Raw genomic sequence first — 24,758 nt, forward strand, 5'->3', positions numbered from 1 at the left:
CCACGCCGCGTCCGTCAACTCACCTCGACCTGCCACGAGATCAATTATCAGACAGGCCTTAGTCAGGAGCCGTCCTGGGCGCCCGGCGCCCCGGCCTCCGAGATCAGGGACCGAAGCTCTCCAGGTGTCGGCCACGGAGCGCGGCGATGGATCATCCGGTGGCAGTTCGCACAGATCAGAGCCAGGTCCGAGAGCTTCGTCCGGCCCTCTCCCGCCGCATGCAGGGGGACTACGTGGTGGCACTCGATGTACCCCGTGCCGCGGTCGCCGTAGGTCCGCTGGAAGTCGAAGCCGCAGGCCTCGCAGGCGAGGCGCCGTCCGTGCCGCACCACTGATTCGATCTTTTGGCGCCGCAGCTTGGGGTTCCTCTCCCGGGCGAGGTGCTGGCGCAGCAGGAGACGGCCTTCCGGCGCGTCGAAGTCCTCCAGGTCTTCATCTGCGACGGCCGGTGCCTGCAGGCCACCAGTGAGGACGCCGGCCCGGATCAGCTGGGCAGCCGCAGCCATCTCGACCGGGCTTGCCAGGAACTCCTGCAGGACGGCGCGGTCTGTAGCGCCGCCGTTGGTGGGCTTGCCCTGGTAGTCCGGATGGCGCGTAGCGATGTCGAAGGTCTTGCGTGCGACCCCGTTGGCGTTGCGGAAGGTGTCGTTCCTTGACGAGGCGTCGTGGATCGGGAGGAGCCGGAGCAGGCCGGATAGCTCGACGACGCGGGGGTCGGTCGCGGCCAGCCCCCTCCAGCCGTTGTCTGCCGTGATAGCGCACGCCAGGACGACCTCATCCCACGCCCAGTCGGGATTGCGGAGCGACTTGACCGTGAAACCGAGCTGCTCCAGCCAGACGACGGCCTCCCCGGTACCGCCGTGGAACTCCGTCGGCCGCAGCGCCCTGCCGTACTCGTACTGGTGGGCCACGCCGGCGATGGCCTTCGAGTCGTACTCCCTGCCCTCGTGTACGAGCAGGTAGTTGCGGGCCTGGGCGAACCCGTACTCGGCGAGGAAGGCGTCCTGGCCGACACGGTCGTACTCGTCTACCGCACTGAGCACCGATTCGCGGCTGATCACTCCCTTAAGCATGCTCTCCAGCATAGGACTTGGCGCAACTCGGAGGTCAGGCCCGGGACCGGCGGTACGGTGCAGGGAGGCCAGGACTGCTGCGCCGACTGCCTTGCAGCTGGTGGGCCGGTACGCGCCGAGGGCGGGGCCCGGCTGGTCTGACACTGTTGGTAAATAGCCAGACCCCGACCGTGACGTCGGTCTTCTCCACCTGGTTGTGGGTGGTGAGGACCGACGTTGCGCTTGGGGAGGGTATCGGTGTCGTTGCGGGAGAGCGGGCTGGGTGAGATCCCGGCGGAGACTGTGCGGGTGGCTCGGGCGGTGTGTTCGGAGGGCACGTTGGCGATGAGGCTGCGCGACGAGTTCGGGGAGGTCTTCTCCGGTGACGCGTTCGCGGCTCTCTTCCCCCGCCGGGGCCGACCTGCGGTGTCACCGGGCGTGTTGGCGCTGGTCACGGTGCTGCAGTTCGCTGAAGGGCTGTCGGACCGGCAGGCCGCCGAAGCGGTCCGGGTGAGGATCGACTGGAAATACGCGCTGGGGCTGGAGCTGACGGCCACCGGTTTCGACTTCTCGGTGCTCAGCGAGTTCCGTGCCCGCCTGGTGGAAGGGCGGATGGCTGATGAGATCTTCGAGCGGGTGCTCCGGGCTGCCAGGGAACGTGGTCTGTTGAAGACAGCAGGGCGGGCGCGGACCGACTCCACCAAGGTGCTGGCGGCGGTCCGGGCGGTCAACCGCCTGGAGATGCTCGGAGAGACGCTGCGGGCGGCCTTGAACGCGCTCGCTGAGGCGGTCCCCGAGTGGCTGGCCACTCAGGCCGTCCCGGAGTGGTCCGACCGGTACGGCCATCGGGTGGAGGAGTCCAGGCTGCCCCGAAGCGCGGCCAAGCGCGGGGAGTGGGCACTGCGGGCCGGCGTCGACGGGATACGCCTGCTGGAAGCGGTCTTCTCGCCATGGGCGCCGACTGAGGCCCGTTCGCTGGAGGCGGTGGAGCTCCTGCGGCAGATCTGGGTACAGAACTACCAAGTCCTTGACAGGCAGGTGTCGTTGAGGGATGCGAAGAACGTTCCCCCAGGCCGGTTACGCCCGTTCTCCCCATACGACCCGCACGCCCGCGCCGGCAACAAGCGGGGCAGCACATGGACCGGCTACGCAGTGCAGCTGACCGAGACGTGCGAGCCGGACGCCCCGAATCTGATCACCCACGTTGCCACCACCGGCGCATCGGTGAGCGACATGAGGATGACTGACGTCATCCGCGCTGACCTGCGATCCCGCGACCGGCTGCCCGCTGTGCACCTGGTCGATGCGAACTATGTGGACGCCCAGCGTCTGGCGGCCTGCCGCCAATCCGACTTCAAGCTGGTGGGGCCGATCCAGAAGAACAAGGCCACCCAGTCCTCCAGCAGGTTCACCACCGAGGCGTTCACGGTGGATTGGGAAGCCAGGAGCGTGACCTGCCCCAACGGCCAGGTCTCCGAGCAGTGGTATTCCCGAGCCTCTTCCCGTGGTATCCCGGTGATCCGAATCCGGTTTCCCTCCTCCGTCTGCCAGCCTTGCCCCGACGTCCAGACCTGTGCGCCCTCGAAGGCCGGCCGAGGCCGGGAGATCACGCTGCGCGAGAAGGACGCGCACGACGCCATCCAGAAGAACCGTGCTGATCAGCAAGATCCCGATTGGCAGCGTATCTACCAGCACCGCCAGGGAATCGAGGCAACCATCTCGCAGGGCGTTCGAGCATTCGGCCTGCGCCGATCCCGCTACCGCGGGCAACCGAAGACCAGCCTCCAGCACCTCTACACCGCCACCGCCATGAACCTCACCCGACTCGACGCCTGGATCACCGGCACACCACGCGCCGGAACCCGCGGCTCCCGCTTCGAACGACTGTGTCCCGCCGCTTGAGAACGGCGGGACACAGTCAAACCCAGCTATTTACCAACAGTGTCTGGTCTGCCGGGCCCCGCCCTCGGGTGTCAGCAAGGTCGGCTCGACCGGCCCGACCGCTTCGTTCTCAGGGAGCGTGCTTCTCGTAGGTGAGGTTCCACTGCTGGTTGGCCTGCGGCGCGGGGCAGTCCCAGATGCCGAGGCGGGTTCCCGGTTCGGTGTGCCATCCGGGCAGTTCGAGGCAGCGGCCGCCGGGGTTGTCCGCGGTGACGGTGGCGGGCAGGTAGATCCGGCCGTCGGGGCGAACCGCCCACTTCTGGCCGGTGTTGCCGACGCAGCGGGAGAGCATCAGGCCGGTGCCGTTGGCGAGGGTGTTGCCCTTGGTAGACACGCACCAGCTGCCGGAGCGGATGGTGCCGTCGATGGCGAAGTTGAACCGCTGGTTGACGGTTTGCCAGCAGCCGTAGACGGCGACGTCGGTGCCTTCGTTGGGGCCGCCGATGGAGTCCATGCACTGCCCGTCCGCCAGCTTGGGGTGGACGGTGACGCTGGAGTCGGAGTAGCCGGCGAAGGCCCAGTGGTCGAAGCTGTCGACCTTGCCCTTGACGCCGGTGCCGCTCTTGCCGGGGAAGATGGCGATCGCGTTGGTGTTGTCCATGACCCACAGGTCGGGTGTGCCGTCGTTGTTGAGGTCGCCGGCGCCGATGCGGGGGTAGTCGGACGCCTTCACCGGCAGCCCGACGGTGAGCTTGATTCCCTGGTCGGGCTTGGTGAGGGCGGTGTAGTCGACGGTCCCGTCGGGCTTCCAGCCCAGCGGGTAGGCGTAGACGTCGCCGGTGACGCGGTTGCGTGCCCAGACGGTGGCCTGGCTGGTGGGGTCGGTGGTGCCGGGGACGACGGTGGTCCCGTTGGCCGCGCCCGGGTTGATCAGCTCCAGGTCGGCCCAGCTGCCGGAGGCTGCGGGCAGGTAGGTGGCGGCGTCGAGGGCGTCGGCGAGGCCGTTGGGCTGGAAGAGGTAGAGGTTGTTGTTCTCCAGGGAGAGGATGGAGGTCTGGGTCATGATGACCTTGCGGTTCGCGTTGCCCGGGTCGCCGCCGACCGCCTCGCCGTCGGGCGTGCCGATCGCGAGGACCTGCGAGGCGCTGCTCCAGTTGGCCTGGTTGTAGCCGGGGCAGGCCGCGCCGGTTACGTAGGTTGTGCAGGCGGGGCGGTTGAGGGCGACGGGGGTGAGGGTGTCGAAGCGCCCGGTGCCATTGTTGGGGATCAGGTACAGGGCCTCGCGGAGCTTGGACGTGGTGTCCTTGTTGTAGTGCGCGAGGACCTCGTCGACGGCCTGACCGACATCGAAAGTGCCGTGGTGGCTGATCTGGTAGTCGGCCCACGTGGTGCCGTACGTGCCATTGTTGGGGGCCGCGGCGGCGGGGGCGGCCAGCGATGTGGTCGGGTCGGTGGTGCCGCCGATGACGCGCAGGTCGCCGTTCTTGTCGACGGTGACCATGTCGGGCTTCTGGTCGTTGTCGACGTCGCCGAACAGCGGCTGGGTGTCGGGCTTCCAGGGGACGTAGAAGTTGTAGACGGCCGCCTGGCTGTAGTTGCCTGCGTTGTCCATGGCCCAGGCGTACAGGGTGTTGGTGCCCCAGTCCTTGGGCTTGTACGTGTAGGGCTGGCCGGGGGCGAGGGTGCCGCCCTGGCCGCACTTCCAGCCGACGACCGGGGTCGGGTCATTGCTCACCCGCACGCACGCGACGCCGGAGGCCTGCAGGCCGGCGCCGGGGGCGGGGTCCTCGGCGTTGATGGTGAAGGTGCCCTGGTCGTTGACGTACTTGGCCGGGTTGGGGTTCGGTGTGCCCGACGGCGGGAAGTCGGTGGAGCTGATACTGAGGCGCGGGTTGGTCTTGTCGACGCGGAAGTAGCACCAGGCACTGCTGGGCGAGGTGAGCGTCTCGTCGGTGGCGCGGGCGAGCCAGCCGTACTGGTGGCCATCCGACAGCGAACCCACGCCCGAGGTCGGGCCCGGATCGTTGTAGCTTCCACCCCACCCACCGGGAACCGCGCTGAAGTTGGGGTCGTTGTCGTCCCACATCTGGTAGCCGGTGTAGAGGTTCTGGCCCGTGGGCGACCAACTGTTGGCGGTCAGGTAGATGTCCTGGTTGTTGCCGACCCAGCCGGGGTTGTCCCAGGGGTTGGCGCCGCCGCTGGTGCACTCGGCCGTGCTGTTGTTGCTCGCGAACCCAGGGGCGGGACTGGTGCGCGGGTACCAGATGGTGGGTGTGATGTCGTAGGTGGTGGTGATGGAGGGATTGTTCGCCAGGTAGTGGCGGAAGTCCATGTTCCACTCGGAGGTCTGCGGTGCGATGCCGACCGTCCAGACCTGCCACTTCTCCGCGGCGGCGCGCTTCATGGTGTCGGTCACGTCGATGGCCAGCGGGCCGGTGCCCTTGAGCATCTGCCCGTTGACGGGGGTGCACCCGTTCATGACGAGGTTTCCGTTGTCACCACAGGGCTGCACGTACCAGTTGGTGTCGAGGCCGATCGTCTTGTCTGAGGGTGTGGAGTAGATGACGAACGGCGTGTCGGTCGCCATGTTGGAAGCGCTGGTGACCTGCCCGTTGAAGGTGGCTCCGAGGATGGTCGGGGCGGAGTAGGCACCCTGGGGGATCGTGTAGATGGCCGGGTTGATGCCGAACTGGAAGTACGCGCGCTGGCGCCCTTCCTGACCGCAGTCGAGGCTGGGATCCTTGCTGTGGAAGCCGCAGTAGCCGGTGGCGACGTTGGACTTCAGGTTGTAGTTCTTGGCCTCCTTGTGGTTCTCCTGGACCTCGACGGAGCCCTGCGTGTAGCTGGTGGCCGCGACGAAGGAGGGGTCGAGGAACCACGGCCCGTCGCCTGATCCCAGCGCGTCCTGGTTCGGCGTCAGCTCGATGGCCGAAGGGGTGACCTTGGTGGCGATGGCCGCGATGTTCGCACCGTCACCCGGCTCCTCGGTGGTCGACGGGATCCCGGTCGGCCCCGCCGTGGGCGCCGGGGCCGGATCGGCGGCGAGCGCCGCGCGCTGCTCCGACCGGGAGGCACGGGTCGCGGCCACGGGCGGGTTCGCGGGCTTGCTGGAGTCCCACTGCAGGGGCGCCGGGGCGCGGAAGCGGGTCGTGCCCTTGTCGTCCTTGACACTGAGCGCACCCGACTGGTCGGCGGCGACCGACAGACCCTGCGCGGAGACCGGGAAGGTCAGCGACTTGAGTGCCGCGCTCTCTGCGGCGGCCTTGGTCCGTACGACGATGACGTCCCGCCAGCCGCCCTGGGGCAGCGCGGTCAGCTGCAGGTCCACCCCGGGAAGGACGTCGGCGTAGGTGGCGTTGGCACCGGCCACGGACGGCTTCGGCAGCGGGAACGGTGCGTTCACCGCCAGGCTCTTGCCGTCGTCGGTGGTCACGGTGGCCATCGGGCCCGCACCGCCGCCCGAGAACGTCAGCCCGGTCGTGGCCACCGCCGGGCTGAGCGTGCCGTTGCCGTTGGCCCGCAGCGTCGGGTCGATGTCCTTCCAGGAGCCGGCGCGCTTGGTGCGCACGGCCTGGGCGTTGTCGGTAGTGGTCAGCGTGCCGTTCGGGTTGGCGACCGTCGTGGAGAGCTCGTTCGTCAGCCTCTCGACGGGGACGGGCTTCCCGGTCGACTTGGCCTTGGCGATCGCATCCAGCATCGCCTGCTGCTCGGGCCTGCGCGACGGTGCGGGTGACGTCGGAACAGGGACCTTCACGCCGCCCACGGGGCCGTGGGTCGGTGGGGCCGGGGTCGTGTCAGCCGCGAGCGCGGTCGGAGCACTGAGCAGAGCGAGGCTCAGTGCGCAGCCGGTGCCGAGCGCGGTGAATGTGAGCAGGCGCTTGCGTATGGACGGTGTTGGCGGTGTGTGCGCGATGGCGCGTGGAGTGCTGGACATGGTGGAGCTGTGGGGTCCCTCCCGGTCGGCCGCCCCTCGAAGGGGGACGTTCGGGTGGGAACGATGCGGCCTGACCTGGGGTTGGGTCAACCCCGGCATCGGCTTGCACGGACATGTCCAGATATGCGGTGGATCGCGAGATCAAGACTTCATAAACATCTCATGCATGGCGTCCGAACAACCTGGTGATGTGATCGCCGGCTCACATATCGTCACCTCGAGCATGGTGCGTCCATGACTATATGACGTTGTGTCGACATTTCACGAGGAGAAGCCACGTGACGGTTTGGCCTGCCCGGAAACGGGCCGGAACACGAATAGGCGGGCGGTGGCGGTCACCGGCGGTGGCAGCCGCAGTCGCGCTCGCACTGACCGGCGTGAGCGTGCCACCGGCAGTGGCATGGACCTACCCCGAACCCGAGGGCAAGGTCTGGACACCTCCGAACACGCCCCTGGGAAGCACGGGCCGCCCGGTCAAGGGGCATGACGCCAAGCCTTCGGGCGCCAAGGCCCCGACCAAGGCGGCCGACTGGAAGCCGGAGGTCGCGGCACCCGTCGTCACCGGCACGGCGACGGTGGTCGTCGGGGCCGGCAGCGCCGAGGCCGAGGCCGCCCGAAAGGTCACCGGTGGGGCATCGCCGGCCTCCGGGGGCCAGACCGGCGCCAAGGCTGGCAACCTGGCGGTCCGGGTCGCACCCGGAACCGGCACCGGCGAGAGCGCTCACACCGTCACCGTCGAGGTGGCCGGGCAGGACAAGGGCAAGGCCGCCGGCGTCAGCGGGCCGCTCATCTCGCTCAAGGACGCCGAAGCCCAGGCAGGAGGCAACGGTCGCGAGGCTCACGTCTCCCTGGACTTGAAGGCCCTGCAAGCCGGCGGATGGTCGGACCGGGCACAGCTCATCGCGCTGCCGGCCTGCTCCCTGATGACACCGGAACGCCCCGAGTGCCGCACGCAGACGCCGGTGACGGCCAAGGCCGACAGCGTCGGCACCGTCACCGCCGACATCACCCTCCCACCGGCGGCCGCGCCCGACAACGCGCGCACCGGCGCCGTCAAGGCGTCGTACACCACGCGGCAGGATGCCGCCGTGACGCCGGCCTCCAGCAGCGCGGGCTCCGCCGGGAGCCCGGTGGTCCTCACCGTGGCGTCGTCGCCGTCCGGCTCCATGGGCAACTACACCGCGACGTCGCTCTCGTCGTCGTCGGCGTGGACGGCGGGCTCGAACACGGGCAGCTTCACCTACAGCTACCCGATCCAGCTCCCGCCGGCGCTCGGCGGCGCCGCCCCTACCGTGGCGCTGGGCTACAACTCGGCGGACGTGGACGGCAAGACGTCCGCCACCAACGCCCAGCCCTCCTGGGTCGGTGACGGCTGGGGCTTCGAGCCCGGCTTCATCGAGCGCTCCTACCGCGGCTGCGACAAGGCCGGGATCACCGGCTCACCCGACCAGTGCTGGGGCGGACAGAACGCCTCCCTCTCCCTGGGAGGGCATTCCGGCGCGATCGTGCGCGACGACACCACCGGCAGCTGGCACCTCGAGAGCGACGACGGCACCAAGGTCGAGCAGCTCACCGGCGCGCCGAAGGCCGCCGGTGACATCGACTACCAGGGCATGGAGTACTGGCGGGTCACCACCCCGGACGGGGTCCAGTACTACTTCGGCCTCAACCACCTGCCGGGCGGCGACGGAAGCGACCCGGCCGCGAACTCCGTGCTGACGGTGCCGGTGTACTCGCCCAACAGCGGCGACCCCTGCTACAGCACCGGCAGCGGCAACAACTCGTGGTGCCAGATGGCATGGCGCTGGCAGCTCGACTACGTCGTCGACCCGCACGGCAACCTGACCACGTACAAGTACGCCACCGAGGGCAACAAGTACCAGCGTGGACGCGTCCAGAGCGGCGGCGTCGGAACTCTCGCGGACTACCAGAGGGCCGGTTACCTCAAGGAGATCGCGTACGGCCAGCGCCTGGACGAGCAGACGGCGGCCAAGGGCGGGGCGGTCCCGGCGGCGAAGGTCACCTTCTCCGTCGCGGAGCGCTGTATCCCCAGCGGATCGATCACCTGCTCCGAGGACCAGCGCACGGCCGCCAACGCCGGCGCCTGGCCGGACACGCCGATCGACCAGATCTGCACCGACTCCTCCTGCACGGTCTCGGCGCCCACGTTCTTCACGACCAAGCGCCTGACCACGATCACCACCCAGGTCCAGACCGATTCCGGGCCCCGAGTCGTCGACACCTGGAACCTCAACCAGCAGCTCGCCGACCCCAAGGACGGAACCAAGCAGCTCCTGCAGCTCGACTCCGTCCAGCGGGTACCGAGCAACGGCCAGGCGGAGATCAAGGACCTGCCCGCCGTGCAGTTCCAGTACACGATGCGTGCCAACCGCGTCGACGGCCTGGTCCCGGCGTCGCCGATGTTCATGCGCCCGCGCCTGATGGGCATCACCACCGAGACCGGTGGGAGCATCAACGTCATCTACAAGGACCCGGAGTGCTCGCGGGTCAACAACCGTATGCCGTCGTCCGAGGACGGCAACACGATGGCCTGCATACCCGTCAAGTGGTATCTGCAGGGCCAGTCCTCGCCGGACCCGGTCAACGACTGGTTCGACAAGCCCCTCGTCAAGGTCGTCACGGAACAGGACCTGGTCAGCACCCCCGGGGTCAGCAAGACCACCGAGTACACCTACGAGGGCGGCGCCGCCTGGCACCGCAACGACGCCGAGTTCACCGACCCCAAGACGCGGACCTGGGACCAGTTCCGCGGCTACCAGTCGGTGATCACCACCACCGGGAGCGGCGACGCCTCCGAGGCCCCCAAGACCCAGCAGCGGGTCACCTACCTGCGGGGCATGACCGACGACTATCTCGCCAACAGCACCCAGCGCACCGTCCAGGTGCCGAGCCCACTGGGCGGCACGGTCACCGACAGCGCCCAGCTGGCAGGGCGTGCCGTGGCCACTGAGGTCTTCGACAAGGCCGGCGGCACGGTCACCGGCGTGACCGGGATCACCTACAGCGGACAGCAGAAGTCCGCGACCCACGCCCAGAGCGCAGGCGCGCCCAAGGTCTACGCTTGGCTCCCGGACGCCGAGAGCACCGCGATCACCAAGGCCCGACTCGCGGACGGCAGCTGGCGTACGACCACGGCTGTCACCACCACCGAGCCGGCCAACGGCAACCGAGTCGTCAAGGTCGACGACAAGGGCGACGGCACCGCCGCCACCCCCGAGACCTGCACCACGACCGGCTACGCGACCGGCGACAACCCCCAGATGCTGACCCTGGCGTCGGACACGACCACCTTCCAGGGGTCCTGCTCGGGGACGGCAACGTCAGCGAACACCCTGGCTGCCAGCCGCATCATCTACGACGGCAAGCCTCTCGCGAAGGCCGGCACTGTCGGGGACGCGACCAGCAACCAGGTCCTCGATCACTTCGACCAGGCCGGCAACCCCGTCTACGTCCACAACGGCAGCTCGACGTTCGACGTATACGGCCGAGGCCTGACGACTGCGACGACCGACGGATCGACCTACGATCACAGCGGCGCGCAGATCACAGGCCCATCCGTCACCCCCGCCGTCACCACCATCGCCCTCACCCCGGCCTCGGGCCGGCTGCCGACCGAGATCCGCACCACCGGGCCGCTGGGAGCGGGATGGACCACCACCGTCACCCAGGACCCTGCCCGCGGCTCACCGCTGACCAGCAAGGACATCAACGACCGCGTCACCACCAGCCAGTACGACGCCCTCGGTCGCCTCACCGCGGTCTGGGCGCCCGACCGGCCGACCGCGGAATTCCCGAGCCGGAAGTTCACCTACGCGCTCAACGGGTCGAAGGCCCCGTCCGCGGTCACGACCGAGTCGATCAACGACGACGCGCTCTCCTACTCGGCGAGCGTCGAGATCTACGACGGCCTGGGAAGGCCCCGGCAGACCCAGAGCACCAGTGACGCCAAGCCCACCGGGCGGCTGATCACCGACACCGTCTACGACAGCCACGGTTGGGTGATCAAGACCTCCGCCCCGTACTACGAGCAGGGCTCCTTCCCCACCCAGTCCATCTTCCTTCCGGCGGCCGACGGCCAGGTCCCCGGCCAGACCTGGAACAGCTACGACGGCAACGGGCGCGTCGTGCGCTCGGAGTTCCGCTCCAACGGCAACCTCCAGTGGGCCACCACGACCGCCTACCCCGGCGCCGACCGTACTGACGTCACCCCGCCCTCGGGCGCCACGCCGTCCTCGGCCGTCGTCGACGCCCGCGGGCGCGCCACCGCCCTGTGGCAGTACCGGACGCCCACCGCGACCGGCAATCCCGCAGACGCGGACATCACCGCCTACGGCTTCACACCGACAGGCCTGGCCTCGTCGCGGACCGACGGCAGCGGCAACACCTGGAGCTACACCTACGACCTGCGCGGACGCCAGATCTCGGCGGCCGACCCGGACACCGGCACCACCAGGACGTTCTACGACGTCAACTCGCGCGTCGACCACACCGTCGACGCCAGAAACAACACGGTCGCCTTCACCTACGACCTGCTGGGCCGCAAGACCGGTTCCTTCACCGGAAGCGTCGCGCCCGCCAACCAGCTGGCCGCCTGGACCTACGACACCCTCGTCAAGGGTCAGAACACGTCCTCGACCCGCTACGTGGGCGGAGCGAGCGGCGCGGCCTACACGAACGCCGTCACCGGCTACGACACCGCGTACCGGCCGCTCGGTACCTCCATCACCATCCCCGCGGTTGAGAAGGAGTTGGCCGGCACCTACACGACGGCCAACACCTACAGCCCGGTCATCGGGTCCCTGAAGAAGCTCGACATCCCCGCGGCCGGCGGACTGCCGGCCGAGACGGTCAGTTACGGGCGGACCATCACCGGTCTCCTGACGGCCTCCGCCAGTCGCGGCAAGGCCGTCATCGCCCAGGTCGCGTACGACGCCCTCGCACGTCCCGTGAGGACGACCGCCGGCGATTACGGCAAGCAGGTCGTCTCCACCCAGCAGTACGACTGGGGTACCGGCAGGGTCATCAACTCCTTCCTGGACCGCCAGACCGGCACCACCTCCCTCGACCAGACCTCCTACACCTACACCCCGTCGGGCCGCATCACGTCGGTCACCGACCGCCAGGACGCCGCCGCCACCGACACCCAGTGCTTCACCTATGACCACCTGAGCCGGCTGACCGGCGCCTGGACCGACACCGGCGGCGTCTCCACCACCGCCGACTGGACCGACTCCTCCGGCACCGTTCATGGCACCGGCAGCTCCACCACCGTCCCGGGCGTCGGCGGCTGCATCAACAAGGACGGCCCCGCCACCGTCAGCCCCGGCGGACGGACCGTCGGTGGCCCGGCACCGTACTGGAACACCTACACCTACGACGCGACCGGCAACCGCACAGGCCTCGTCCAGCACGACATCACCGGCAACAGCCTCAACGACACCACCACCACCCAGACCTTCGGAGCCGCCAAGACCACCAACACCCCCACCAACGCCCCCAACACCGGCGGCGGAACTGGCGGGCCCCACGCCCTGTTCACCTCCACCACCAGCGGACCGGCGGGCACCAAGGCCGTCACCTACCAGTACGACGCCAAGGGCAACACCACCGCCATCACCGACACCGGCGGCACCACCACCCTGACCTGGAACGGCGAGGACAAGCTCGACTCCCTCACCAAGACCGGCCAGGCCGGCGCCACCACCTACCTCTACGACGCGGACGGCAACCAGCTCATCCGCCGTAACCCCGGCAAGACCACGCTCAACCTGGCCACCGACGAGCTCACGCTCGACACGGCCAGCGGCTCCACGAGCAACGTCCGTTCCATCGCCGGACCCGGAGGTCTGACGTACACCCGTGTCACCGCCGCCGTCGGCGGAGGCACCGTCCTGATCCAGGCCGCCGACCCGCACGGCACCAACGGCGTCCAGATCACCGGCAACACCGCCCAGACCGTCACCCGACGCCCCACCGACCCCTTCGGTAACCCCCGCGGCACCCGGCCCACTGCCAGCCAGTGGGCCGGCACCAAGGGCTTCATCGGCGGCAGCAAGGACGACACCACCGGACTCACCAACCTCGGCGCCCGCCAATACGACCCCGCCCGCGGACGCTTCATCAGCCCGGACCCCGTCCTGGACCAAGCCGATCCCCAGCAGTGGAACGGCTACGCCTACAGCAACAACAACCCGGTCAACCTCTCCGACCCCAGCGGCCTACGGCCCGAGGGCGTCTGCGGTGGGTTCGGTACCTGCGCTGACTACAAGGGCAACATCACCACCGAGACCTTCAAGCTCGAACGCGACGGTTCCTGGACCGAGGGCTACTGGAACTGGTACAGCGGCAACAGGGACCACCCCAACCACGTAGGCAACCACTACTTCATCCTCTACCGCGGCGGAACGTACAAGGCGGCCTTCAAGCAGCTCGCCGACACATTGCAGTACGTCCCCGGGCTGAACGCCGTCGGGGCCGTCGGATCCGCCGTCATCGATGCCCATGACGGCAACTACATGAGCGCCGCCCAGAACCTGGCCGGCCTCGTTCCCGGCGAGCGCGTAGCCGCAAAGGCCGCCGGCATCGCCGGAAAGGCAGCGACGGCCGCCAACGCCGCGGAAAAAATCGATCAGACCATCAACACAGCCTGTGACATCACCAGCCTCATCCAGGACGCACACAGCTTCCTGCCCGGCACCCAGGTTCTCCTCGCCGACGGCACGACCCGAGCCATCGACAACCTCCAACCCGGCGACCAGGTCACGGCAACAGACCCGGAAACCGGAACCACCCAGTCCAAGTCGGTCATCCGCACGATCCGCACGCCGGACGACGAGCAGTTCACCGACCTGACCCTGCAGGCCCACGACTCCAGTGCCAGCTCTGGAGCGACAGAGAGCCTCACCAGCACCCAGCACCACCCGTTCTGGGATGAGACCACCCACCGCTGGACCAACGCCTCAGACCTGCGCGCCGGAGACGACGTCCGCACCGCAGACGGCGGGACCCTCACCGTCCTGACAGTGAGGAACTACAACGCCGCCCCACAGGCCGCATACGACCTCACGATCGCCGACCTCCACACGTACTATGTGCTGGCGGGGGCCACTCCGGTACTCGTCCACAACTGCCAAGGCGGCCAGGATGCCTCCGGGGCCGCGTGCTCCTGTCCGAGCCCAAGGCCCGCTACATGGACCATCGATGCGATTCAGCATCCAGATAGCGCAATTCATGCAGCCGAGCAAGGTGGTGAGGGCATGATGGTGACCCTCGACAGGGCAGGTGCAGACGCTAGGCGGACAGATAATCTGCGAGGTATACCAACACTTCCCGGCCAGGATAGGGACGAATTCCCGCCTGCGGTATTCAAGGAAGGGGCAAGTGCCCATGTAAAGCACATTGGGGCCGGAGATAATCGAGGCGCCGGTTCCGATATGAAGAATCAGCTCGTGGGCATTCCGAACGGCAGTCGAGTGAGGGTCACCATCATGAGCCTCAACTACATATTGGGGCGAAATTAATGATATGCGAGATCGAATGAGCAAGTTGCTTTCGGTTGCAAGTGGGGCAATTTCTCCCAAAACGCCGAAGATTAGTCCCGCACTTGGCAGTGCTGCGACTTCCCTTGAGGTCCTACTGGCCGAAATGAACGGATTCTATGCCTTCGAGTCGGCACTCCACGTATTTCCCTCAGGTGAGCCCGGGCTGCCGGGGCGTTCACTAGAGGAGTGGAATTCGAAGTCACTTTGGCGGGAAAGCTACGGCCGCTTGATTCCGGAAATGATCTTCTTCGCAGAGGATGTTTTCGGCGGTCAATTTGCCATGGCGGGGGATGGTGCCGTCTACTCCTTCAATCCCGAGACGGCCGCTCTTTCGAAATTCTCTGAAGATGTCACGAGTTGGCAGGATGGCGTCGTCGCGGACTGGAATTATGTCACTGGATACTCAGTGGGGCATGAATGGCAGATGCGGAATGGGCCGCTGCCCGCTGGGCACCGGCTCGTACCCAAGGTCCCCTTTTCTGTCGGTGGAGAATTCTCCTTTGGTAACATGATTCCTGTGGAGGCCGCTGCAGCGCTGAAATATTGGGGTGGTTTCGCGCTTGCGATCTCAGGGGCGCGGGACGGTGGTCAATTTAGGTTCAATCCGGAAGTGATCGAGAGATTGAGGTGTGGGATATGGTCGTCAGGGGAGGAATCCATTTGTCGCTGCTTCGCGTGAATCTCGTCACTAGTGCACTCTAATCGGCCAAAATTCCGTGTGAGATGCACGAGCTCTCATCGGCAGTGATGTTAACCTCGATATTTCGTGACGGTCCGTCGGTTCATCCGGCGGGCCGTTTCGGTTTGTCGGGCTGGTGGTGGGCAGGCCAGCGGCTGCTGACCCGGTCCTCGGTAGGGAACGCGGGAACAGTGGCGCGGCGCTGGGCTGGCTGGACATCCACCGGTGGAGGGCGCGGGCCGCAGGCTCGGCGACCGGGATGGTCCGTGGGGCCTTGCCAAAGGCGATTCGGACGCGGCACCGCGGGTTGGTCTCGTGGAGCAGGTCCTCGGTGTCGTGCTCCAGCTTGATGTCGTTGCTGTTGAGGTCGGCGACTTCGTGCAGGCGCAGTCCGGCGTTGATAACGAGTTGCGCGAGGGCTGCCTCTGTTCTGGGGCGAGCCAGGGCAAATAAGAACTTCAAGTCAGGAATTGGTCCCTGCGATAGCTGCAAATCCCTGGTCGCGCATTTTGATATCATATTTGAAACGGGGTAAATAGTGGGAATTTTCGCTTCGGATGTTGAGGCCGTACTGCGTCTCTCTGGCTGGTTTCCCGGGCGTTCGGTGGGAATCAGCGGCTACAAGGAGACGCTTTCTGGGTTTGCCTGGCATGAAGCTTCAGAGAGGTTCCTCGAGGAGTTTGGCGGGATCTCCGTAGATGTGCGCGGCCCGGGCGTATCGGTCGCAAGAGAGCCCTTTGAGATCGATCCGGAGCTAGCAGCAGGCGAGGAGTTCGCATTCGCGGATCTGTCGCGAAAATTCAACCGGAAATTTTTCCTATTAGAGAAATCGGACAAGGAGAGTTCTTTCTCGCTATAGACGAGGATGCAATCCTATATCTGGTTGGCGCATGGTCATTTCGGCTCGAACTATTCTCCGAGGGTCTTACTAATATGATCAGGGGGGTTAAGGCGGTGAAAATGGCGAATCCCGATTGATGGCTGAATCTGGCTAGGTGTCCGGGCTTGGTTAAGCTTGCTCAACCCGGGCCTTTGCAGGTTCACCTATTCGGCCTCTGGGGTGGTTGGATCTGAGCCGGCCACCCCATCATTGGCTCGAATTCAACCTTAAACGATTATGGCCATCTTGAGGCTCTGTCGGACACGTCTCCGGCAGAGCCTCTGGTTTCTTGGCGTAAGGGTTGCTGGTCAGAGGATCGCGGGTATCACCTCGGTCTTACTTGCAATTGGGGCGATGGCGTTGTCTTCAATGGCATGTCCGACAGTTTTCCTGGGTAGTCCGGGAATTGCGAAGGTCTATTGGCGTGGGCTATAGGATTCTGCGCGCCCTACGCTGGCAGAGCGGTCTAGCGGTGGTACGACCAATGCGTCGAGGGCTTGCTGGGCACGGCCGAGGTTGTCTTTGCCAGCACGGCGTAGGCCAGCCTTGGCGTATTGCTCGACCATGGTGGTGGACTTCCAGTCCTCCGTGATGACCATGATCTCGGCGGCACTGTAGCCCTGGGCGGCGAGGTCGGCGGGGACGCCGGCGCGCAGGCCGTGGCTGGTGGCGTTCTTGGCGTCGAAGTCGGGGGTGCGGGTGACCATGCGTTTGAAGGCGCGGTTCACGGCGTGGCCGGTCATGCCGGTGCCGGAGGCGGGGACGGGCATGAGGCGGCCCCAGCGGGTGATGCCGCGGAGCAGGGGCAACTGCGGCTCTGCTTGGCCGAGTTCGGCGAGCAGTGAGATGTAGGTGCGCACGACGGTGATGGCGACCGGGTCGCGGATGACGTACTCGCGGCCGGTGGACCAGTGGTCGTTCTTGCTGGTGCGTTTGCCGACGACCATCTGTTCGGTGCCGTCCTCCAAACGCTCGAACACGATGGAGTCGATGCGGTAGGCGGCCTGTTCGGAGCGGCGGGCGCGGGTGCGGTAGCCGAGGTGCAGGATTGTCAGGTCGCGCCAGCGGGTGAGTGGGATGTCGGCGGTGGTGCCCTGCTGGAGGTGGGCGATGCGGGCGGCGTCGATGGGTGGGCTGGACTTCGGGGTGCGGCGGGCGCGGGCGTGGTCGGCGGCCTGCTTGCGGATCAGTTCGGCGGTAGCCTTCTTCGGAGGCCAGTTCTCGTACCCAGCGCGGGCGTTGGCGTCGCGGATCGCGGCCATGGCCAGGCGCAGGGAGCTGACGGGCGCGCCCGTTCCGTCGCGTCCGCCGCGGCGGCGCAGGTGGGAGACGTAGGAGACCATGTTCGCCTCGCTAGTGCGCGGCCCCGGGTGGCGGCCGTTGTCGGCGCACCAGCGGGCGAAGTAGCGCCACTGTTCGGCGTAGGTCTGGCTGGTGCGCGCCGGCCGGGCGGTGGCGAGGTCGTCGGCCGCGTCCTCGGTCAGCGTCTCGTTCGGGTCGAGCCCGGCGAGGGTGAACGGCACGAGCACCTGGCCGGCGTCGACCAGTTCGCCGAGCACGATCTCGGTGGGTGCGTCGGCCAAGGCGGGCAGGTTGTCCGCTTCCTCGTCCACGGGAGCTTCCCTTCCGACGCGCGGGCTGATGATCCGTCCGGGACAGCCTATCTGTACCAGGCCCTGTATCGCGTCCTCTAAATCCAGTTAGAGGACGCAACACAGAGATTGATACATAAGAAGCGCTCCAAGTTGGCCCTCTGTTTCCAGGACGTCTGTCGTGGTTATTTGTGTTCAGCCCCATGGGGTGCAAGGGTGTCCGTCATGAAGATCACGATCACCGTGGAGAATCCGACCCCCGAGGCACTCGAGAAGCTGCTCGCCCTCGCCGCCATGCCGGCAGCCGTCGTGACCACGGAGCCCGACGACCGCTGGACACCGAAGCGGGCCCGCTCGTACTACGACCGTCTGCCACCCCGCGCGCAGCAGATCCTGCTCCAGGTCATCCACGGCGAAGGCGAATGCGCCGCAGAGGAGTTGAAGGCGAACGGCCGGAGCCTGCGGGGATCCACCGGCGCGTTCCGCCGGGTGCTTTCAGAGGGCAAGCGGACCGGCCTCTGGCCCGACGCACTTCCGGTACCGCTGGTCTCCCACATCGTCGGAGGACAGCTCAAGAAGCTCGAGATGCCCGGGCGCGGCACAGGGCAGTACGCACTCACAGCATTCGAGGACGGCCTGCGTGATCTGCGGACTGGCGACTGAGAAGAGGATCTGTTCGAGGCCTGCGGATCGGGTGCGACGGACCGGGTCACCGACCCGTATCCGAAGCTCGGTCAGCAAGAACAACCGCCTGCCGGCTCGACCGGCTGGCTGCCAAGGACGTGAGCGTAACGGCCCTTCCAGCAGGCTGAGTTGGGGAGCGAGTCAGGAGACGTGTACCGCCACGCCGCACAAGCCGAGCCCGTTCTCGGCCGCGGCGCGCCACAGTCGCAGCGGGCCGTCAAGGACGGACTCCTCCCGGGGCGAGTAGTGCAGCCAATCCTGAGCATCCGCCGCAGAACGCTCGGCCTCGGTGAAGGTGAGGGCTCGCTCCACGCGAGGCAAGGTCTGGCGGACCTGAGCGGAGGTGAGCAGGAAGTTGCCGCACCAGCCCGGAAGGAAAGAGGCGCGGGCCGGGCCGATGGCATGGAAGAGCGATGCGACCGCGTACTCCTTGGAATTCACCGAGACGAAAAGGCCGTCACCCGGTTGATCCGTCCACACATCGTCGATGACACAGAAGTCCGGATCGGCCTCTCCGTAGCACATAGCGTCAACGTTGAGCCCTGGGGCGGTGAGTTCCCGGAACGATTCCACCGCGGCATCGTCGGCCGACGCGGGCCCTGAACTCCTGTACCACGTCCGGTAGTCGGGCAGCGGCGCCTGCAGCCAACGTTCCCATCGCGCTTGAGCGCGGGGCTGGGACCGGTCCGCCTCCATAGCGGGCAGTAACCGGGGAGACAGGTCGGAGATAAAGGAATCCGGGTGGCTGGTGATCGCCCAAACGCTGGTGAAGCCCATACCCTGGACGGTAATACCCGCCGCTGACATCGACTGCGGTAGCCCGATTCCGCCGGACACGGCTCGACCGTTTGCCGTTGCGCACCCCAGCTGCCGGTTGCCCCGGCAGCCTGACGATCCGTGCCGCTTCCGCCGCCCGGGCTGGTCACCGTCGTCGGCTGCACACCATGCCGAGTGGGTGTCACCGCGCCGATCACGAAAGTCCGGCTGCCGCCGGACCCGGGCCTTGACGGCCCTTTCCGCGCTCATCCATTCGAGCGGCCGGCCACCGTCTGTCCCGAACATCCCGCTCGAAGGCATGGGGAACCGTGACCAGGCCGATGACCATTCCAGGTTCCGCATTCTGTGAGTCACTGCCGGACAGACTCCTCCACAGCCGCGAGTGCGGCCTCCCACGGGTAAGCCTCCGGCTGCCCCTGGCCGGGAGCGTTCGGGACGAAGCCTCCTTCGCCGAGCAGAACGCGCACGCCGGCTTCGCGCAGGGTGGCGACGCTGCGGGGGAACTGGGGGTGGCCGGTCAGCGCCGTGTTCGTGCAGGGCATCACCGTCAGCGGGATTCCCTTGCCGATCGCCTCGGCGGCGAACCCTATGACCCAGGAGGTGGTGATGCCGAGGGCGAGGCTGTTGATGCTGTTCATCGTGGCGGGTGCGAAGAGGACCGCGTCGGCGGGTGGGAGGACGTCCGGGTCGCCGGGCCGACGGTAGGTGGACTTCACCGGATGGCCGGTCAGGCGCCTCAGCGTGGGGAGGTCGTCCTGGAGCCAGCTCTCCGCGGTCGGGGTGAGCCCGAGCGCGACCTCCCATCCCCTGAACTGGGCGTGGCGTACGACCTGCGCCATGTTCAGGACCGGCGGGGCGGCGGAGCCGAAGAGGTACAGGACCGGGCGCGTGGTGGGCATGGCAGTCGTCGAACCTTGTGGGGACGGTCGGCGGCAACCCTGCCGAATTCGGTGATGTGCCCGATTACTTGGCGCTTCGATCAGATCACCGGGCCGAAACTCCTCAAGGGACGCGCCGTGACCGACTTCATCCTGACACTGCGGGCAAGCGGAACAGGAAGTCCCGCAAGCTCCGACACATGACCCAGCCGGCCCGGTGACGGCTCAACCGCCCAGCCCCGGCCAGTCGGCGGTTTCTAGGGGCCATTGAAAGGACCGGGCCAGCGGGGCGGATGCCCCCCACGCGTGCAGGGAGGGCCCGTTGCCCTGCCTCGCGTCCGGTGCTGCTGGCTGGCTGGCCGACTTCTGGGGGCTCCCTGCGGAGCTTGACGATCAGCGGTACTGCCGTGCTGGTGTTCTCGGGCTCCGGGCCCCGGGCTCCGGACGAGCCGGTCGATCGGGTGGTGCTGTTCGGTGGTGCGGTGTATCGGCTGCCTTCCTTGATGCGTGACCGGGCTGTCAGTCGAACAGCCGTCCCAGCAGGGCGCCCTGGCCGGACTGGAGGATGTGCGCGGCCTCCAACGGAATCCAGAAGCACTCGAAGTGGGTGGGATCCTGCCCGCCGTCGTGGTCCTCCCGGCTCGTCCACCGCTCCGGGGTGGGCTCGGTGAGCTCTAGATGGAAGACGTGCCGGTGCTGGATCTCGAACCGGTACGGGCTGATGTCGTACTCGGTCTCGCCGAGCTTGCGCACGATCCTGAAGTCGTTCAGGCCGGTCTCCTCCCGGGCCTCCCGCAGCGCGGCGGCCTCCGGGCTCTCTCCCAGCCGGATGCCACCGGCCGGGACCTGGATACCGACCTCCTCGTAGCTGTAGTCGGTGTGCCGGAACACCAGCAGCCGCCCGTCGCGCACGACGTAGACGAGCACCTTCTCCTTGGTGACCTTCTCGGGCATCGGAACAACCTTCACATGGTCGGGAATGATCATCTGGACCTCGCGGGACCGCAGCTCCAGCCCCGAGGCCAGCCGATGAGTCGAGGCTGGCTCGAGACCGACCAGGCCTCGTTCCCAGAGATGTCGTTGGGAGCGAGTCAAGGCCCGTGATCTAGGGGATTCTCGGTACTCCATAGCTTGCTCATCCGAGCTCTGTGGGCGTTGCCATCGGCTTTCGAGCGCGCCAACCCAGTTCGTCTCAGGGGCGCACCGCAGCACCAGGTCGCATCCTCCGCCGGCGATGGTTAGCCGGAGGCCAGGGCCGGCGATGCCGACGACGCGGAGGCCGACGACGCCGCTGACTTGCCCGCCGGGCTCGCCTCCAGGTAACAGGCTATCCAGGGCATGGGCACTGCGAGGGTACGGGATCCCTCTGCGGAACGTTGTATGCCTGTCGAGGCGTACGACGGCTGCCTGCACGGTCTCAGCACATCGAAGTCGATCATCAGCGGGGCTCCTCAGTGTCTCGGGCGGGCGCGGCCCGCCGGTCGGTGCTGGTCGTCGCCGCAGCGCCTGCAAACACGGTCGGCTCGGGGGCGGGCAAGAGTTGCTCCGGAAGCCAAGTCGGTTTTCGTAGAGTGGAGTTCATTAATTTTCTAGGGGGCGGCGTCCGATGTTGGTGCTGGCCGGGCGCGTTGTTCAAGTGGATTGCCTCCGGGAGAGCCCGGGGTGAACGGGGACTTTTCGAGCACATTCCGGGCGTGGGAGAGGGCCTCCTCCAGTCGGTCGCGGATGGGTTCGGGGAGGATGGCGGAGCCCAGTGCGCAGGTGGCGAGCGAGCGTTCGAGCGCGGCTGTCCGGCCGGGATCGAGGCGGCGGCGGACGCCCTCGTGCGCGAGGAGGTCGCGCAGTGCGTAACCGTCGCCCGATTCACCCGTTCGGCTGGACAGCTGCTCGACCAGGTTTCGGGCGGCGGGTGTGTCGGGTTCGGTGGCGTCGAGCGCGCTCAGAGCGAGGCGGGTGGTGAACACGTTCAGGCCCTCGTTCGGCTCGAAGGTGAGGCACAGGTCGACCGCGGTCTCGGCGGCCTGTCGGTTCCCGGGACGGCAGAGCGCGGTGAGCACGGCGGTGACGGCGTCCTCCCACGGGGCGCCGGCCTCGGTCTCCTCCACCAGCGTGAGGGCACCGGTGAGATCCCTGGTGGTGGCTCGGGCGAGGACGGCGACCTGGCGGCCGTCGAACATGCGTCGGCCGATTCCGCGGTGCGCCTCGATGTGTCGCAGGGCATCGCTCCAGTGGCCGGCGGAGGTGAGGGCGCGGGCGCCGTCGGCGAGCACGACCCGCCATAGCCACTGGCGGACTTCGTGGCGCTGCTGGTCGGTCTCGGTGAGGCGGGTAGGGAGGGTGATGCCGTCGAGCGTTGCCTCGGTGGCGGCCTCGGTGCCGCTGGTGACGGCGCGGTAGAGGTCGAGGAGGAGTCGGTGGCCGCGCTGGTGGCGGCCGGCGCGGGTGTGGAGGCGGGCGAGGTTGATGATCGGCTCAAGTCCGCGGATGGCGCTCGTCGCCGGGAGCGGGCCGCGGGTGAGGTGGAGGGCGGCGTGGCGGTGGCACAGTTCCCGTGCGTAGCCGGGAAGGGCGAGGTCGGAGGCGAGGAGGGCCGCTTGGTTGAAGATGGTGGACGCGAGGCCCGGGTCGGCCTGCCGGGAGGCCGTGTCGGCCAGCTCGCAGAGCCGGCCGACACGGGCGTCGAGGGGCAGGCACGCGGGCCGGTGACGTGCGACTAGCGGGAAGCGCCGGGCGACGGGGCCGGTCGGGTGCACGAGGCTACTCCCAGATGACGGTGATCGGGTGGTGGGGGCGGTCCAGGACGAAGCGGCCGGCGGCCGGGTCCGGGGTGGCCGGGGTGTCGGGGAGTTCGAACCGCAACGTCCGGCCGCGGAAACCGGCGTTCCAGGCGCGGACGTGTTCGGCGACGAGGTCGGCGAGGGCGGCGCCCGCAGGGCCGTGGCCGATCACGCCGGTCTCGAAGGTCGCGCGGCCCTCGGTGTCGGGCTCGCCGGGGCGCAGGGTGAGGTAGGCGAGGGAGTCGGCGTCCACGGTGGCCATGGCGCCCCAGCCGAACATGGGGTTCACGCCGCGCTCGCGGGCGGCGGCGGTCACGCTCATCCGCATCAGGGAGTTCGGGAGGGTGAGGGCCAGCCACAGGTCCTGGTACTCGTAGGTGGTGCCGGCCGGGATGGCCACCCCGGTCCAGGCCTCGTGGCGTTGGTTGTCGAGGACGCCCGTCAACAGGTCGGCGTCGACCGCCTCGTCCTGGTCCTTGTGGACCTGGAGCGTGACGTCGCCCCCGTCGGTGAGCTGGACGGTGCGGCGGGCGTCGTCCATGCTCCCGCGCAGCGGCATGAAGACGGCGAGCTGGTCGTCGACCGACACCCAGCCGTCTTTGCCGCGCTCGAAGGCGATCACCCGGCTGGCGGTGCCGCGCAGGCGCAGCGGCAGGACGATCCGCCCGGAGGGCTTGAGCTGCTGGAGCCATGCGGTGGGCATCTCGTTGGTGCTCACCGTGGCGATCACCCGGTCGAACGGGGCGCCGTCGGGGTGGCCGAGGGCGCCGTCGCCGAGGACGACGTCGACGTTGGTGACGCCAGCGTCGGCGAGGTGCTTGCGAGCGCTGTCGACGAGGTCGTCGTCCACGTCCACGGCGACGACGTGTCCGTCGGGGCCGACGATGGTGGCCATGTAGGCGGCGTTGACGCCGGTGCCGGCTCCGGCCTCGAAGATGTGCTCGCCGGGCTGGGCGTCGAGTTGTTCCAGCATCAGGGCGACGATCGTGGGCTGGGACGCGGCGCTGATCTGGGTGCCGGAGCCGTCGGTCTTGGTATAGGTGGGGTTGTCGGAGTAGCTGGCATCCAGAGGGAAGCCGGGCAGGAAGTGCTCGCGGGCGACGGTGCGGAAGGCGTGTTCCACCGCGGTGCTGGTGATGTCTTTCCGGGCGAGCAGGCGGTCGGTGAGGCTGTCGCGCAGCTGCTCGGCGGCCGGGGTGGCGGAGCTGTCGCTGAGAGTAGTCATTTGGGTGACCCTAGTGGTTGTGCGGATGGTGGACTGCGAGAGCGCGGGGCTCTCGACGGAGTGGAAGACGCTGTCCAACGCGCGGGCGGCGGTGGCGGCTTGGTGTTCGACGGGCACGCCGGCGCGGTTGGCCTGGAAGATCAGCAGGTGGGCCAGGACGGCGCGCAGTCCGCGGGTGAGACGGCCGTCGCGGGTCAGGCGGACGAGGTCTTGTCCGGCCTTCTCGAAGGCGTCGACCCAGCCGGTGCGTCCGGCGAGCGGTCCACCGGGGCGGGTGAGCCGGCGGGTGTCGAGGGTCATCAGGCGGCGCATCGCGGCGGTCAGGGCGGCGGCCCGCTCGGGGGTGAGGGTGGACGGCTCGGGCCGTTCGGCGGCGAACTTCCACCAGACGTCGCCCTGTTCGTACCAGTCGAGGCCTGCGGCGCGGAGCATGGCGGCGGCCAGTACGACGAAGGTCTCGGTCCGGCCGAGGCGGGCAGGCGCCTGCTGGGCGCCGCGGGCGAGCAGGTGGTGGCTGTCGGCGTGGAAGAGGCGGTGGGCGATCTCCATGGCCTCGGGGCCGCCGAACGCCTCGGTCTCGGGTTCGTAGACCTCATGGTTCCAGCAGGTCAGGAGACCCTCGCCGACGAGGCCGTCCAGGAGGGCGGTCACCTCGGGAGAGGGTGCGTCGGCACGATAGCGGAGCCGGAGCGGCTGCTTGCGGATGTACCACCAGTCCTCCAGCACGGCGGAGTTCTGGGCGGCAGTGAGGACAGGGGCCAGGCGGTGGGTGGCGAGCTGTTCGACGGTGTCGCGGTCGGCGAAGGTGAGGTTGTGCTGGATCCAGCCGGTGGTCAT

General features: G+C 67.9%; 13 protein-coding genes. 5 read left to right on the plus strand and 8 right to left on the minus strand.

Annotation, left to right across the window (positions count from 1 at the left end; translation table 11 throughout):
- Positions 1-62: 62 nt before the first annotated feature.
- Positions 63-1,073: an HNH endonuclease gene (locus IE332_RS31210; protein WP_189922992.1), complete on the minus strand. Its 1,011-nt coding sequence runs from the start codon at positions 1,071-1,073 to the stop codon at positions 63-65.
- Positions 1,074-1,310: 237 nt separating this feature from the next.
- On the opposite strand from IE332_RS31210, the gene IE332_RS31215 reads away from it, so the two are divergent.
- Positions 1,311-2,954: an IS1182 family transposase gene (locus IE332_RS31215; protein ID WP_189922994.1), complete on the plus strand. Its 1,644-nt coding sequence runs from the start codon at positions 1,311-1,313 to the stop codon at positions 2,952-2,954.
- 109 nt (positions 2,955-3,063) lie between these two features.
- Here IE332_RS31215 and IE332_RS31220 read toward each other — a convergent pair whose 3' ends face one another.
- Positions 3,064-6,630: a ricin-type beta-trefoil lectin domain protein gene (locus IE332_RS31220; RefSeq protein WP_189922996.1), complete on the minus strand. Its 3,567-nt coding sequence runs from the start codon at positions 6,628-6,630 to the stop codon at positions 3,064-3,066.
- Between the two features lie 632 nt (positions 6,631-7,262).
- Here IE332_RS31220 and IE332_RS42035 point away from each other — a divergent pair.
- The 3 genes from IE332_RS42035 to IE332_RS31235 all read left to right on the plus strand — a co-directional run bounded on the left by IE332_RS42035 (position 7,263) and on the right by IE332_RS31235 (position 15,967).
- Positions 7,263-14,408: a polymorphic toxin-type HINT domain-containing protein gene (locus IE332_RS42035; RefSeq protein WP_189922998.1), complete on the plus strand. Its 7,146-nt coding sequence runs from the start codon at positions 7,263-7,265 to the stop codon at positions 14,406-14,408.
- Positions 14,409-14,424: 16 nt separating this feature from the next.
- Complete coding sequence (locus tag IE332_RS31230) at positions 14,425-15,108, plus strand: DUF2625 family protein (RefSeq protein WP_189923000.1); 684 nt, start codon at positions 14,425-14,427, stop codon at positions 15,106-15,108.
- 538 nt (positions 15,109-15,646) lie between these two features.
- Complete coding sequence (locus IE332_RS31235; RefSeq protein ID WP_189923002.1) at positions 15,647-15,967, plus strand: SUKH-3 domain-containing protein; 321 nt, start codon at positions 15,647-15,649, stop codon at positions 15,965-15,967.
- A gap of 437 nt (positions 15,968-16,404) precedes the next feature.
- Here the strand turns inward: IE332_RS31235 and IE332_RS31240 are convergent, their stop codons facing one another.
- The gene (locus IE332_RS31240) at positions 16,405-17,601 is read right to left on the minus strand and encodes a site-specific integrase (RefSeq protein WP_189923004.1); all 1,197 of its coding nucleotides are present in this window, start codon (positions 17,599-17,601) and stop codon (positions 16,405-16,407) included.
- A 204-nt stretch (positions 17,602-17,805) separates the two neighbouring features.
- Between IE332_RS31240 and IE332_RS31245 the strand changes: the two genes are divergently transcribed.
- On the plus strand, positions 17,806-18,243 hold the full coding sequence (locus tag IE332_RS31245) for a hypothetical protein (protein ID WP_189923006.1): 438 nt from the start codon (positions 17,806-17,808) through the stop codon (positions 18,241-18,243).
- Between the two features lie 162 nt (positions 18,244-18,405).
- Here the strand turns inward: IE332_RS31245 and IE332_RS31250 are convergent, their stop codons facing one another.
- The 5 genes from IE332_RS31250 to fxlM form a co-directional block, all read right to left on the minus strand.
- Positions 18,406-19,041, minus strand: coding sequence for a hypothetical protein (locus IE332_RS31250; protein WP_189923008.1), 636 nt, complete (start codon positions 19,039-19,041; stop codon positions 18,406-18,408).
- Positions 19,042-19,391: 350 nt separating this feature from the next.
- Complete coding sequence (locus IE332_RS31255; RefSeq protein ID WP_189923010.1) at positions 19,392-19,940, minus strand: flavoprotein; 549 nt, start codon at positions 19,938-19,940, stop codon at positions 19,392-19,394.
- Between the two features lie 498 nt (positions 19,941-20,438).
- Positions 20,439-20,873, minus strand: a complete 435-nt coding sequence (locus IE332_RS31260) for an NUDIX hydrolase (RefSeq protein WP_189923012.1) — start codon at positions 20,871-20,873, stop codon at positions 20,439-20,441.
- Positions 20,874-21,508: 635 nt separating this feature from the next.
- A complete protein-coding gene (locus IE332_RS31265) occupies positions 21,509-22,672 on the minus strand; it encodes a hypothetical protein (RefSeq protein WP_189923014.1) in 1,164 nt (387 codons plus the stop codon).
- A gap of 4 nt (positions 22,673-22,676) precedes the next feature.
- On the minus strand, positions 22,677-24,758 hold the full coding sequence (gene fxlM, locus IE332_RS31270) for a methyltransferase, FxLD system (RefSeq protein ID WP_189923016.1): 2,082 nt from the start codon (positions 24,756-24,758) through the stop codon (positions 22,677-22,679).

This window comes from Kitasatospora xanthocidica, from assembly GCF_014656195.1.
GTDB classification, from domain to species: domain Bacteria; phylum Actinomycetota; class Actinomycetes; order Streptomycetales; family Streptomycetaceae; genus Kitasatospora; species Kitasatospora xanthocidica.